This window comes from Streptomyces sp. NPDC037242 (assembly GCF_055604165.1).
The window spans coordinates 24,099-36,389 of sequence record NZ_JBVJUY010000014.1 but is presented as its reverse complement, the minus strand read 5'-3'; the positions used below and the strand labels follow the sequence as shown (position 1 = coordinate 36,389).

14 protein-coding genes are annotated in these 12,291 nt (G+C 69.5%); 11 read left to right on the top strand and 3 right to left on the bottom strand.

All coding sequences use genetic code 11. From position 1 onward, the window contains the following. Positions 1-175: 175 nt before the first annotated feature. Positions 176-697: a nucleoside-diphosphate kinase gene (locus ACZ7GJ_RS18395; protein ID WP_470752893.1), complete on the bottom strand. Its 522-nt coding sequence runs from the start codon at positions 695-697 to the stop codon at positions 176-178. Positions 698-1,000: 303 nt separating this feature from the next. On the opposite strand from ACZ7GJ_RS18395, the gene ACZ7GJ_RS18390 reads away from it, so the two are divergent. After that, complete coding sequence (locus ACZ7GJ_RS18390) at positions 1,001-1,570, top strand: helix-turn-helix transcriptional regulator (protein ID WP_470752892.1); 570 nt, start codon at positions 1,001-1,003, stop codon at positions 1,568-1,570. 31 nt (positions 1,571-1,601) lie between these two features. Here ACZ7GJ_RS18390 and ACZ7GJ_RS18385 read toward each other — a convergent pair whose 3' ends face one another. Then, complete coding sequence (locus ACZ7GJ_RS18385) at positions 1,602-2,486, bottom strand: NAD(P)-dependent oxidoreductase (protein WP_470752891.1); 885 nt, start codon at positions 2,484-2,486, stop codon at positions 1,602-1,604. Then, positions 2,483-2,962: a CYTH domain-containing protein gene (locus ACZ7GJ_RS18380; protein ID WP_470752889.1), complete on the bottom strand. Its 480-nt coding sequence runs from the start codon at positions 2,960-2,962 to the stop codon at positions 2,483-2,485. Before ACZ7GJ_RS18380 ends, ACZ7GJ_RS18385 begins: the two co-directional genes overlap by 4 nt. 444 nt (positions 2,963-3,406) lie before the next feature. Between ACZ7GJ_RS18380 and ACZ7GJ_RS18375 the strand changes: the two genes are divergently transcribed. The 10 genes from ACZ7GJ_RS18375 (at position 3,407) to ACZ7GJ_RS18330 (ending at position 12,291) form a co-directional block, all read left to right on the top strand. Beyond that, on the top strand, positions 3,407-4,075 hold the full coding sequence (locus ACZ7GJ_RS18375) for a hypothetical protein (RefSeq protein ID WP_470752887.1): 669 nt from the start codon (positions 3,407-3,409) through the stop codon (positions 4,073-4,075). Beyond that, the gene (locus ACZ7GJ_RS18370) at positions 4,068-4,673 is read left to right on the top strand and encodes an NUDIX domain-containing protein (protein ID WP_470752886.1); all 606 of its coding nucleotides are present in this window, start codon (positions 4,068-4,070) and stop codon (positions 4,671-4,673) included. The genes ACZ7GJ_RS18375 and ACZ7GJ_RS18370 overlap by 8 nt, the downstream gene beginning before the upstream one ends. Positions 4,674-4,744: 71 nt before the next feature. Next, positions 4,745-5,506: a phosphoribosylaminoimidazolesuccinocarboxamide synthase gene (locus ACZ7GJ_RS18365; protein ID WP_470752884.1), complete on the top strand. Its 762-nt coding sequence runs from the start codon at positions 4,745-4,747 to the stop codon at positions 5,504-5,506. After that, positions 5,493-6,206 carry an SDR family oxidoreductase gene (locus ACZ7GJ_RS18360; protein WP_470752883.1) on the top strand — a complete coding sequence of 238 codons (714 nt, stop codon included), beginning with the start codon at positions 5,493-5,495 and terminating at the stop codon, positions 6,204-6,206. Before ACZ7GJ_RS18365 ends, ACZ7GJ_RS18360 begins: the two co-directional genes overlap by 14 nt. A gap of 130 nt (positions 6,207-6,336) precedes the next feature. Next, positions 6,337-7,503 (top strand): Rossmann-fold NAD(P)-binding domain-containing protein, encoded by a 1,167-nt coding sequence (locus tag ACZ7GJ_RS18355; protein WP_470752881.1) that lies wholly within the window; start codon positions 6,337-6,339, stop codon positions 7,501-7,503. Beyond that, positions 7,500-7,916, top strand: a complete 417-nt coding sequence (locus ACZ7GJ_RS18350) for a hypothetical protein (protein WP_470752879.1) — start codon at positions 7,500-7,502, stop codon at positions 7,914-7,916. Before ACZ7GJ_RS18355 ends, ACZ7GJ_RS18350 begins: the two co-directional genes overlap by 4 nt. A gap of 2 nt (positions 7,917-7,918) precedes the next feature. Beyond that, positions 7,919-9,133: an MFS transporter gene (locus ACZ7GJ_RS18345; RefSeq protein ID WP_470752877.1), complete on the top strand. Its 1,215-nt coding sequence runs from the start codon at positions 7,919-7,921 to the stop codon at positions 9,131-9,133. Positions 9,134-9,141: 8 nt separating this feature from the next. Then, complete coding sequence (locus ACZ7GJ_RS18340) at positions 9,142-9,996, top strand: HAD family hydrolase (protein WP_470752876.1); 855 nt, start codon at positions 9,142-9,144, stop codon at positions 9,994-9,996. Continuing rightward, a complete protein-coding gene (locus tag ACZ7GJ_RS18335; protein ID WP_470752874.1) occupies positions 9,987-10,937 on the top strand; it encodes a Gfo/Idh/MocA family protein in 951 nt (316 codons plus the stop codon). The genes ACZ7GJ_RS18340 and ACZ7GJ_RS18335 overlap by 10 nt, the downstream gene beginning before the upstream one ends. Continuing rightward, on the top strand, positions 10,927-12,291 hold the full coding sequence (locus ACZ7GJ_RS18330) for a cation:proton antiporter (protein ID WP_470752873.1): 1,365 nt from the start codon (positions 10,927-10,929) through the stop codon (positions 12,289-12,291). Before ACZ7GJ_RS18335 ends, ACZ7GJ_RS18330 begins: the two co-directional genes overlap by 11 nt.

Below are 12,291 nucleotides of genomic sequence, written 5' to 3'. Positions count from 1 at the left end.
GGTCGGCGGCTGCGGATCCGACCGTGTTCGGGGTGGGAAGGGCAACGGGCCCGTCCGGCCCGGCGCTGGGAGCGGAGTGTGAACCTCCTCGACCGGGCCTGCGATCCGCCGCATCCGGGCGGGCGTGTCGGGGATCCAGCAGCCGCGGAGCCCGGCGCTCATGCGGTCGGTGCCGTCAGTGGGTCAGCACCTCGGCGAGGCTGCGGTACGTGTGGAGTTCCTCCGGCGTGAACCACAGCTGGACCTCGTACTCGGCCTCCTGCCGGTTCGCCGACGCGTGCACGATGTTCGCCATGCCCTTGCCAGTGGCACTGCTCGCCGCGCTGCTGAAATGGGAGAGATCACCGCGTATCGTGCCCGGCGCCGCCTCGTTCGGGCAGGACGAACCGATGAGTTTCCGGACAGTGGCCACCGCGTCGTAGCCCTCCAACACGAAGGCAACTATCGGACTCTGCTTCATGAAAGCGGCAGACCGGTCGTATACGACCGAACCGAGCCGTTCCTCCAAATCGAAGTAGTGCTTCCGGATGAACGCGTCGTCCATCGTCCGCATCTTCGTTCCCACGATCTTGAGCGCGGCCTCCTCGAAGCGCGTCAGCACGCGGCCCGCCAGACCGCGCAGGAGGGCGTCCGGCTTGATCAGTACGAGGGTGCGCTCCACCTGGGCGACTGCCTCTTCGGTCGGAATCTGGGGCACGTGGGACTCCTGGTTCGGTTGGGATCTTGGCTTGAACGCCCCGGGTAATTCCTCCTACTTGAGCGTAGGTTGATTACACCGGTGACAAATTCCCGCACATCAGCGGGGTGACCTGACGGGGAGAAGACTGTGGGCGACAGGGCCGCAGCCGTTCTGGAATTTGATGGTGCATCAGGAGGTCTCGTAGCAGAGGGTGTCCGAGAGGCCGAGGGCGCAGAGGACGCAGAAGGGCAGGGGCGCGCGGGGGCGAGCGTCCTGTGGCTCGCACACGACGAGGTGTCCTTCCACGGACTTCCGGTCCTCTTGGACCGCCTCTCCCTCGCGCGCCACTACCGGCTCTGCCGGAGCGTGGAGGGGTTCCACCGACTGCTCCAGGTGGAGCAGTTCGACATATGCGTGGTGCCGTCGCAGTCGTACACGGCCTCCGTGGCCTCGAGCGTGGGGCAGGCCGGAGCGCAGCTGGTCATCACCAGCCCCCACGCCCGGCGCCCGTCGTTCGGGATGGCGGCCGACGGGGTGAAGGGGCCGGACGCCTGGCTCCAGGAACAGCGCATCGATTCCCACGTTCTCGAGCAGGTCTTCGGGCAGCTGACCGCCGGGAACCTGGATCCGGCGACCGGGGAGCCGTCGCCGCACCTGCCCGGGACCGCGGTGGAGCGGGGCCTGGACAGGGTGACCCAGCGGGAGCGCGCCGTGCTGTCGCTGTTAGCGCAGGGGCAGAGCAACCAACAGATAGCACGGGCCCTCGACATCTCCATCCACGGAGTCAAGCGGCACGTCTCGAACCTGCTGATCAAGCTGGACAGTACGAACCGGACCGAAGTCGCCCTGAAAGTCGCCCAGCTCGGTCTGCGACCCACCTACCGGGCCTGATGCCATCTCAGGCTCTCAGGCTCTCAGCCCCTCAGGCCTCCGTCTGCGATGTGTCCTTACTGGTCGTCGCCGCGCGGAGGATGACCGTGTAGTCCTCCTCCGCGTACCCCGAGGCCTGGGCCTCGGCGATCCAGGAATCCGTGGCGGCTCCCAAGCGCAGTTCGACGCCGTGGTCCGAAGCCGCCTCACGGATGAGGCCGGCATCCTTGGCGGCGAGCCGCAGCGAGAACCGGGTGGGGAACTCGTCCGCCTCCAGCGAGGGGCGCCGGCGTTCGGCCTGCGCGGCGAGCGGAGTGGACGCGAGCACCTCGAACGCCGTACGCCGGTCCAGCCCGAGGCCTTCGGCGAGTGCGACGGATTCCCCGAGCAGGGCCACGATGCCGAACAGCGCCGAGTTGGCGACGAGCTTCGCCGCGGAAGCCGCTCCCAGCTCCCCGACGTGCGTGATCTGTCCGATGTCCTGGAGCAGGGGCGTCCACCGGCCCACCAGCTCGTCGGACCCGCCGACGTACACGGTTCCCTTGCCGGCGGCGAGCTTCCCGGGCCCCGCCATGACGGGGGCGTCCAGTACCCCGGAGCCCTCCGGCAGGGCGTCGGCGACCCAGGCCAGGGTGTGGGGCGCGACCGTGGACATCTGGATCAGCGTCACGGGCGAGGTCGCGGCTCCCGCTGCGACGCCGTCCGGTCCCGAGACCACGTCCTTCACGGCGGTCTCGTCGGTGACCACCAGTACCACGGCCTCGGCGCGGCGAGCCGCCTCGGCCGGGGTCCCGACCGCTACCGCCTTCCCGGCCGGCAGCCGGTCGACGGCCGAGGGGTCGCGGTTCCACACCAGCACCTCGTGCCCGGCGAGCAGCAGCCGTGCGACCACGGCCCGGCCGATGTTGCCGAGGCCCAGTACCGCGACGCAGCTCATTCCGGAGCCCCTTCCGTGCTGAGGACCTTGTTCGAGTACCGGCTGTCCTGCGTGACCTCACGTCCGAACCACTCCGGCGGGGTGAAGGCCAGGGCGGTGTCCGTGTCGTCGAACTCCACCTCCACGGTGATCAGCCCTTCGAGGTCCCCGTCGAAGACGTCGACATAGGCGATCCGGTCCTCCAGAACCTTCACCTCACGCCGGGTCTTGGCGATGCGACTTCCCACTGTCGCAGGCCAGAGCGCGTCGAATTGGGGGGCGCTGAGAAGGATCTCGAACTCGGACCGCAGAAGTCCGGTCCCCTTCTTCACGGTGAGGGTGTAATCGTCGCCGATCTGACGGACCCGGGCCTCCTCGTCGGCGCCGCGCGCCAGGTATCCCTGACGCACTGTCAAATAAGGAGCCTGCGGAACTGAGCCGAGGTCCTCCACGACGAATTTTCGTTCAATCTCGGTAGCCAAGACGAGCGTCCCCATGTCTTCAGTGCGTCCGGACCGCCGGCGTCCGGCCCCGGTCCCCGTTCGCTGAAGATCTTGATCGCAACGGTGTGAACGGGCGGCCATCGGCGGTTTTTTCCTGGTCAACCCTCCCTTGGCACGGCGCGGCGAAACAGGTGCACATGAGTGCGCGCCGATGGAGGTGCTCGATCGGCTACCTCGAAACGGGCGCACTTTAGGGTACTTGCTCTGCTTGCGAGCGCTCGATTAGACAGGGAGGAAGACGGCATCCGGACACGGGGCGGGACCTGCCCGAAGAGATGCCGAGCGTGATGGAACAGAACAAGAAATGGGGGGACTATGACTGCTCTTGCCACACCGAGTGACAGCCTGACGGGCCTCGGTCCAAAGGACCTGATAACCCTGCTCAACGGCCTTCCGCATGACGTCAGCGAACGCCAGAGTGACTACAATCTGAACCTGGTGAGACGTCTCGGAGAAGGCCCTTGCATTTCCGGGCTCCTTACCCGCTTCCTTGAGGACGAGGCCTTACTGGACGAGATCGCCGGGCGTTCGTACCGTCACGTCAACCACTTCGACAAGATCGTCCTGGTCGACACGGGAGCCCAGCTCGGCTACCGGCTGACGCTGCACGCCTGGTGCCCGCCGTACAGCGAGAAGGAGCTCAACGACGAGCTGATCCACGACCACCGGTTCAGCTTCTGGTCCACCATCCTGACCGGACGCCTGGTGTCGCAGAACTTCGCCCTGCCCGGGGGCGACGGCTCGGCCGCCGACAATCCGCGCATCGGCTTCCAGCAGTACCGGTACAGCCCGGAGAAGCAGGGTGTCTCCACCACCTCGAACTTCTACGAGTTCGTCGGCGAGACCGAGCTGGAGGTGACGGGCGACACTGTCGAGGACCAGGGCAACGCCTACCACCTCAAGTACCACCGCATCCACCGCGTCGTACTCCCGCTGGAGTCGATGACCTGCACCCTGGTGCTGCGCGGACCGCGGGAGCGCAACTTCTCCAACGTCTACAACACCGATTACCCCAGCACCGACACCACGTCCGGCAACGTGATGTTCAGCCGGGACGAACTCGTCGGGAAGCTGAACGGCATCCTGGCGAACGTCAACGGTGGCTGACAGCCTCTCGCACCGTCGGCCGTCGGCCCGGTTGCACGCCTCCGAGACGCTGAGCGAAGGCTGGTACACGCTCCGCCAGTACACTCTCGACGTCACCCGGACCGACGGCCCGACGCAGCGACTGTCCCGCATCGACCTTCGCCGAGGCGACCGGGCAGCCGTACTCCTGTACTCGCCGTCCGCCGGAACCGTGGTCCTCACCAGCCAGTTCCGCCTGCCGGCCTTCCTCCACGGCGACCCGCACGGCCAACTGATCGAAGCGCCCGGCGGGTTGCTCGACGAAGCCGGCGCGGAGGAAGCGGTTCGGCGCGAGGCCGAGGAGGAGACCGGGTTCCGGGTCGCCGAGCTGCGCAAGGCGTTCACGACCTACCTGTCCCCGCAGCTGAGCACCGAGCGGACCCACCTCTTCACCGGTGAGTACGACCCCGGGGCCCGCAGCGGCCCGGGCGGCGGCGTACCCGAAGAAGGCGAGGACATCCAGGTCCTCGAACTTCCCCTGAGCGAGGCACTGGAGCGGGTCCTGCGCGAGGAGGCCGCCGATGCCAAGACCCTGCTCCTCCTCCTGCACGCCCAGAACCAAGGGCTCTGCACTCAGTGATCCCAAGGGAAAGGCCGGCCGGACGACCTCCGGCCGGCCCCCGTAGAACATCACCCCGAAAGGCCCTCTCCATGGAAGACTCGTCGTCTGCGGCGGACCGTGCCGCGACCCTCGCCCTGAGCGACGCGGAGCTGCTCGCCGTCCGCGCCGCGGGCACGCCGGACATCGAAGGCCGCAGCAAGCGCATCTGGCTGCTCCCCGGAGGCCTGTGCGTGGTCGAGCTGATCCCGAGCCTGCGCAGCTACACCTACAGCCGCGACGAACTCGTCGAGGACACCGGCCCGTTGCGCCTCGACTTCTACGAGCGCGCCGCCGCGAGACTGGCCAAGGACGGCATCCGGACCGGATTCGTCCGCCGGCTGGCACCGACCGTCTACCTGTCCGAGTTCCACGAGGCGCCGCCCTTCGAGGTGATCGTCAAGAACCGGGCGATCGGCTCCACGCTGGTGAAGTACCCCGGACTCTTCACGGCGAACTCCGTCCTGCCCAGGCCGGTCGTGAAGTTCGACTACCGGATCGACCCCGAGGACCAGCCGATCGGAGAGGACTACCTGCGCGCCCTGGACCTCCCCGTCGAGGAGTTCCGGCGGATCGCCCTCGCCGTCAACGACACCCTCGTCACCTGGCTCGCCCCCCTGGAGGTCTGGGACTTCTGCCTCATCCTCGGGCTCGACCCGCAGGGCGAGCCGGTACTGATCTCCGAGGTGTCGCCCGACTGCATGCGGCTGCGCCACCCCGACGGCTCCTCCCTGGACAAGGACCTCTTCCGCCACGGCGCCTCGCCGAAGGAACTGGTCACCGCATGGCAGAGGCTCCTCGATGAAATCGGCTGAACCCGCCGGTGCCCCGGTCGCCCTGGTCAGCGGGGCGAACCGGGGGACCGGGCTCGCCATCGCCCGGGAACTGCACCGCCGCGGCTACCGGGTGGCCGCGCTCAACCGCACCCTCCTCGGCGAGGACTGGCTCTACGAGATCCAGTGCGACCTCGCCGACCCGGACGCGGTGGACGGCGCGGTCGGCCAGGTGCTCACCCGCTTCGGACAGCTCGATGTCTGCGTCACCAATGCGGTGGACCGCACCTTCGCGACCCTCGCCGAGATGGACCCGGCGGACTGGGACCGGGCCGTGGCGGTCAACCTCACCTCGGTCTTCCGCATCGTACGGGCCTCGCTCGCGGCGATCCGTGCCGCACAGGGCAGCTTCGTGATCATCGGGAGCCACGCCGGAACCCGGTTCTTCGAGGGCGGAGCCTCCTACAGCGCCACCAAGGGCGCCCTGAAGGCCCTCGTCGAGACGCTGCTGCTGGAGGAACGGGCGAACGGAGTGCGGGCCACCCTGGTCAGCCCCGGCGCCATCGCCAACGAGGACGGGGACGAAACCCCCTACAAGATGGCCACCGAGTCCGTCGCCCGCTGCGTCGGCGCCCTCGTACAGGACCAGCCGTCCGACCTGGTCATCGGCGACATCGAGATCCGCCCCGCACAGCTGCCCGTTCCTGAGATCTCCGGAATCGCCCGTCTCCAGCACGTGTGAGAACCACGCAGGCGAACCACGCGCCCGGGAAGCCGGGTGCAGGACGAAGGACACCACAGTGATTCAAAGGCCGGCTTCCCAGACAGCCCTCTACTTAGGACGCCCCACCACCCCGGGGAAGCCCTCGCAGATGGCCCGGGCCACCCCGGTCGGCTCCCGCTCCTCCGTGGACCTCGGTACGGGCACGCGCCAACCGCAACTTCCCGCCCTGAGCAAGGTCGTCGAGGCCTTCCCGGCCGACGGGGCCTGCCTGGTCGTCACGGGTGAAGTGGGCCCCGGAACAGTGGCCTACCTCCAGGTGCTCTCCGCCGCCCTCGACGTCAGCGCCGTGATCACCACACCCGGCCACGAGCAGTCGATGGCCGCCGCCGCGCACATCAGCGACGTACTGGTGCTCACGCCCGACCACCCCCGGGACCTCGTGCGCACCGCCGCCGAGTACACGGGCAGACTGACGCGCCGGGCCTCCGCGCCCGTCGTGATTCAGGGCCCGGGCCACCTGCTCTCCGACGAGGGGGCCGGACTGCTCGCCGAGCAGGGCGCACGCGGCGCGGTGTGGAGCGCGCAGTGCGGCATTCCCCGCCAGACCCAGGATCCCGTCCAGCTGCGCCTGCCGGTCTTCACCACCGCAGGCAGCGCGCTGGACTCCCTGGTCAACGCCCCCGCGGGGTACGCCATAGCGCAGACCCTGGAGACCCGGCTGCGCCGGGACCTGGCCCGCTCGCTCTCCGACTGCACGGTGGTGATCCTGGGGTACGGGGAGCGGCACACCGCCGTGGCAGCCGCACTGCGTGTGCTCGGCGCCGAAGTGAGCGTGCGCGACCCCGACCCCATCTCCACCTGCGCCGCGGTCCTGGCCGGCTACCGGGTCACGGACCGCGCCGAACTGCTCAGCAGCGCCGACGTGGTGATCGACCTGTACGGGGACCTGCCGGTGGACCCGGCGGCCCTGCGCCTGCTCAGGCCGGAGACGGTGGTGCTCACCGAGGGCTTCCTCCTGTCCGATCCACACCCGGACGGCACCTTCGGGGCGCTGACCCGCGTGGAACAGTACGAAGGCGGCACGACCGTCTGCCGGTTCGAGGGCAAACCGCTGTACCTGATGACCGGCTTCGCCCCGAGCCACGTCGACGAGCGGATCGTGGGACGGCTGCACGACCTCCTGTGCTGCGAGCTGTACCTGTGCATCCGGGAACTGGCGAGCCGGCCGCACCCGTCGGGCGTGCGCCAGCTCTCTCCCGACCAGTGCGAGGAGATCGCCTGGATCTGGTGCGACACCTACGGGCGGTCAGCATGACCAAGACGGGCCATACCTCCACGCCCCACGTCGACTGGGACGCGGCACGCCGCCGCCTGCTGGTCGGCTACGGAGCCACCGCACCCCTCGTACACCACGAAGAGATCGCCCTGCCCGCCACCGTCGTGCTCGACGGGAACGGCAGCGCCCTCGACGTGGACATCATGGCGCTGCCCGACCGGGTGGCCGACGCCCTGTCCGCCTACGCCGTATCGGTCAGGAAGCCGCCCAGGAACGGGATCGCCCTCGACGTCGACGCCGCGCAGCTGTGGCTCCACCTCGCGGACGGCGTACCCGCGCAACAACTCGGCGGGACGGCACACGTCCGCATCTCCTTCGGCGACACCGAGATCGCCGAGGTCGAACTCACCTTGCTCCCCACCCCCGCACCGACGCCCGGAGACAGTCGTTGATCATGCTGACCGCCTACCGGGACTGCCTCAGCCCACCGCACGCCAAGTACCTCCTCACCTCCAACCTCCTCGGCCGGCTTCCCAACGGCATGGCCCCCCTGGCCATCGCGCTGTTCCTGCGCTCCCAGGGACTGGGATTCGGCACGGTCGGAACCGTCACCGCGCTCTACGGCCTCTCCATGGCCGTGGGCGGACCGCTGCTCGGCCGGGCAGTGGACCGCTTCGGACAGGTCGTCGTCCTGTCCGTCAGCGCGGTCGTCTCGGGCATCGGCTTCCTGGCGCTGGTGTGGTTCGGTGACAGCAGCGTGAGCACGGCCGCGGCGGCCGTCGTCGTCGCCGGGCTCTTCTCGCCGCCCCTGGAACCCTGCCTGCGGACGCTGTGGCCCAGCGTCCTGAAGGACCAGCGGGCCATCGGCGCCGCCTACGCGCTCGATGCCTCGCTCCAAGAGGTCGTCTTCGTCACGGGGCCGCTCCTGGTCGTCCTGCTGACCTCGATCGCCGACCCGTCCGTCGCGCTCGTCGTCACCACCGCCGCGATGATGGCCGGCACCCTGGCCTACATCGTCCCCGAGCCCGTACGGCGCTGGCGGGCCGAGCCCCGGACCCCCGACTGGGCCGGCGCCCTGCGCTCCGTCCGGCTGCGGCAACTCCTCGTCAGCCTGGCCTTCGTCGGCGTGAGCCTGGGCGCGCTCAACATCGCGACCATCGCCTACCAGGAGCACGTCGGGAACGAAGGACTCTCCGGCATCCTGCTCGGCATCAACGCGGCCGGCGCCCTCGTCGGAGGCCTCTACTACGGGGCACGCCAGTGGCGGGCCGACACCTCGAAGCAGTTGACCCTCCTGCTGCTCGGCATGTTCCTGTGCTACCTGCCGCTGGTCCTGGTCCCGCACCCGGTCATCGTCGGTGTACTCGTCTTCTGCGCAGGCCTCTTCCTCGCCCCGCTGCTGACCTGCGGGTTCTCGATCATCGGCGAGGTCGCACCGCCGGGCACCGCCACCGAGGCGTTCGCCTGGATGGTGACCGCCGTCCTCACCGGCAACGCCCTGGGCACCTCGACGGCGGGAACCGCCGAACAGCACATCGGAATCTGGGCCTCCTTCCTCGTCCTCAGCGTGGCCGGAGCGGTCGCTTACGCGTCGGCCGAGCTGTTCCGGCGCGGCGCGAGCCGGCCCGGCGGCCGTGCGCCCCTCAGCAGGGAGTCGACGACGCTGTGAAGCCCCTGATGATCGTGTCCGATCTCGACGGCACGCTGCTCGACTCCACGGGCGGGATCTCGGAGCGCACCCGGGCCGCGGTCCAGGCGGTGCAGAAGGCGGGCCACACCTTCGTGATGGCCAGCGCACGGCCCGTCCGCGACGTACGGCCCATCGCGGAGGCCCTCGGCCACATGGCCATCGCGGTGTGCAGCAACGGCGCCATCTCCTACGACTACGCCCGCGATACCGTCGTGAACCACCACCCCATGCCACAGGACGTGTCCGCCGAGGTGATCGCGGTGCTCCGCCGCCGGTTCCCCGGCGTCCGGCTGGGCTGCGAGCGATGGCCCGACCTGCTCCTGGAACCCGGATTCGACCTCGAACCCGCACTGGCGGGCGAGGCCCGGCGGGTCCGGTCGCTGGAGGAGGAACTCGACGGGCGGGGCCTGTCGAAACTCATCGTCCAGACCGGGGGATCGGCCCACGACTACTACCGGGCCGTGGCCGACGCCCTGCCCGGCCGGTGCACGGTGACGGTGTCGACCCCCGCGTTCTGCGAGATCACCCGCACCGGCGTCACCAAGGCCACGACCCTCGACATGCTGGCCGTCCAGCTGGAGCTGTCCGCCGAACAGGCCATCGCCTTCGGCGACATGCCCAACGACCTGCCCATGCTCCGCTGGGCCGGCCGGTCCGTGGCCATGGCCAACGCCCACCCCGACGTACTCGCCGCGGCGGACGAAACCACCCTCTCGAACGACGAGGACGGCGTGGCCCGCTGGCTGGAGGACCTGCTGGCGCAGCCGCGCCGCACCCCGCCCGAGCGGGGAACCGCATCACACCGAACAGCACGCCTAGTTGAGGAACGCCCGTGGACATAGCAATTGTCGGAACCGGACGGGGCGGCGTCCACGCGCGGTGGATCGCCCAGTGCCCCGAGTTCTCCGTGACCGCGGTGGCCTGTGCCCAGGACACCGAAGCCGCCGCCGAAGTGGTACGGACACACCACCCCGACGCCGAAGTGACCACGGACGCCCTGTCCTTGATACGCAGCGGCCGGATCGACGCCGTGGCCATCGCCACCCCGACGCACAGCCGCGACGAGCTCGTTTCCGAGGCGCTCAACCGCGGGCTCCTCGTGATGTGCGAAGCCCCGCTGGCCGCCAGCCGGCAGTCGGCGCTGAAGCTGGCCGAACTGGCCCATGCCCAGGGCGCCCGCGCCCTCGTGGCCTTCCAGCTGCGGGAGAACCCGGCACTGCAACACGCCAGGCAGGCCATCGCCGAAGGCGCCGTGGGTGAACTCCTCGCCATCGACGTCGAACTCCACGACGACACCCGGACGGACGGCGGCGACGGCGCCCTCACCGGACTGGGCACGCACGCCTTCGACCTGGTCCCGTGGCTCACGGGTACGGGCTTCTGGGAGGTGTCGTCCGCCTGGACCCCGTCCGAGGGCCCCGGCGACATCGCCCAGGCCGAACTGCGCACCATCGGCGCTCCGACCAGGGCCCGGGTCATGGTGTCACGCAGGAGCGCGGCCCGGCCGCAGCTCCTCGTCACCGCCCACGGAGAGCGCGGAACGTTCCACGTCAGGGTGAACACCGCCGACGGTTCGGGGCTGTTCACCCTGAACACCGGGGCACGTGACGCCCAGAAGCTCTTCGGAGCGCACCCCATGAACCCGTACCGCCGCCTCGCCGACGATCTGGACAGCGGCGTCCGCCTGGTGCCCGGCTTCGACGACGGACTCGCCGCTCTGACTCTGGTGGACGCGGTGTTGGCAGCCAGAGCAACGGAAAGGCGGAAAGGCCTTGTCTCTTAAGACCGTTGAGATCGCCCATGTGCTCCTCGCGCTCGTCGCCCTGCTCGTCGCGGCGCATCTGGGCGGCTACCTGTTCGCGCGCATGCGTCAGCCCCAGGTCATCGGGGAGATCCTGGGCGGGCTGCTGCTCGGTCCGACCGTGCTGGGCGAGATCGCCCCGGACGCCCAGCGCTGGCTCCTGCCGACCGACGGGGCCACCGGCCATGTGCTGGGTGCCTTCTACCAGATCGGTCTGCTGCTGCTCGTCTACCTGACGGGCACCGAACTCCGGGCGAGCCGCCACAACAAGGGGCAGCGGACCATCGGGTTCGTCACCGTCTCCGGGCTCGTCCTGCCCTTCGGGTTCGGTGTGGCCATCGCCTCCGTCGTGGAGACCGACGACCTCATCGGCCCCAACGGCTCGCCGACGACCCTCGCCCTCATCTTCGGCATGGCGGTGGCCGTCACCAGCGTGCCCGTCATCTCCCGCATCATGATGGACCTGGGCATCCTCCAGTCGCTGTTCGCGAGGATCGTGCTCGCCGTCGCGGTGATCGAGGACATCCTCCTCTACGTCATCCTGGCGATCGTCCTCGGCGTGGCCCAGGCCCACGCCGGCGACGGCTTCGGACTGTGGGCCTGGATCGCCGTTGACTCGCTGCCGGTGGCCGTCGTCTACTTCACCCTCGTCCCGCTGGTCTTCCTCGGCCTGCTGCTGTGGCTGGGCCCGCGCTCCTTCAGCGGTCTGGCGAGGTCCCGGGGCAACGTACTGGAGCAGCGCAGCCCGCTGGCGTTCCGGCTGGTCGTGGTATTCCTGCTGTGCGCCGCCTGCACCGGACTGGGCATCGACCCGATCTTCGGCGCCCTGGTCGCCGGCATGTGCACCGCGGGCGATACGGGGGCCCGGGCCAAGGAGTCCCAGGAGACCCTGCGACACGTCTCGATGGGCCTGTTCGTCCCGATCTACTTCGCCATCGTCGGCGTGAAGCTCGACCTGGTCCGGCACTTCGACCCGGTGTTCTTCTGCTGGTTCTTCCTGCTGGCCTGCGCGGTCAAGTTCTCCAGCGTATGGCTCGGGGCCAGGGCGGCAGGGGAGTCCCACCCGGCGGCGACCAACCTCGCCGTCGCGATGAACGCACGCGGCGGTCCCGGCATCGTCCTCGCGTCCGTCGCCTTCGGCGCCCACATCATCAACGAGAACTTCTTCACCGCCCTGGTCCTGCTCTCGATCGTCTCCTCGCAGATCGCCGGCTACTGGCTCGGCAGGGTCGTGGCGCAGGGCAAGGCACTGCTGCCGCCCGCCCCCGGAAGGCCCGCGGACGAACAGGAGCACGGCTCCCGAGAAGCGCCCCACGCAACAGTTTCCAAGCACTGA

Bases quoted from the DNA above. Each gene is read 5' to 3' on its own strand.
- ACZ7GJ_RS18360 (WP_470752883.1), top strand. From the start codon at position 5,493: ATGAAATCGGCTGAACCCGCCGGTGCCCCGGTCGCCCTGGTCAGCGGG.
- ACZ7GJ_RS18380 (WP_470752889.1), bottom strand. From the start codon at position 2,962: ATGGGGACGCTCGTCTTGGCTACCGAGATTGAACGAAAATTCGTCGTG.
- ACZ7GJ_RS18355 (WP_470752881.1), top strand. From the start codon at position 6,337: ATGGCCCGGGCCACCCCGGTCGGCTCCCGCTCCTCCGTGGACCTCGGT.
- ACZ7GJ_RS18385 (WP_470752891.1), bottom strand. From the start codon at position 2,486: ATGAGCTGCGTCGCGGTACTGGGCCTCGGCAACATCGGCCGGGCCGTG.
- ACZ7GJ_RS18350 (WP_470752879.1), top strand. From the start codon at position 7,500: ATGACCAAGACGGGCCATACCTCCACGCCCCACGTCGACTGGGACGCG.
- ACZ7GJ_RS18345 (WP_470752877.1), top strand. From the start codon at position 7,919: ATGCTGACCGCCTACCGGGACTGCCTCAGCCCACCGCACGCCAAGTAC.
- ACZ7GJ_RS18340 (WP_470752876.1), top strand. From the start codon at position 9,142: ATGATCGTGTCCGATCTCGACGGCACGCTGCTCGACTCCACGGGCGGG.
- ACZ7GJ_RS18365 (WP_470752884.1), top strand. From the start codon at position 4,745: ATGGAAGACTCGTCGTCTGCGGCGGACCGTGCCGCGACCCTCGCCCTG.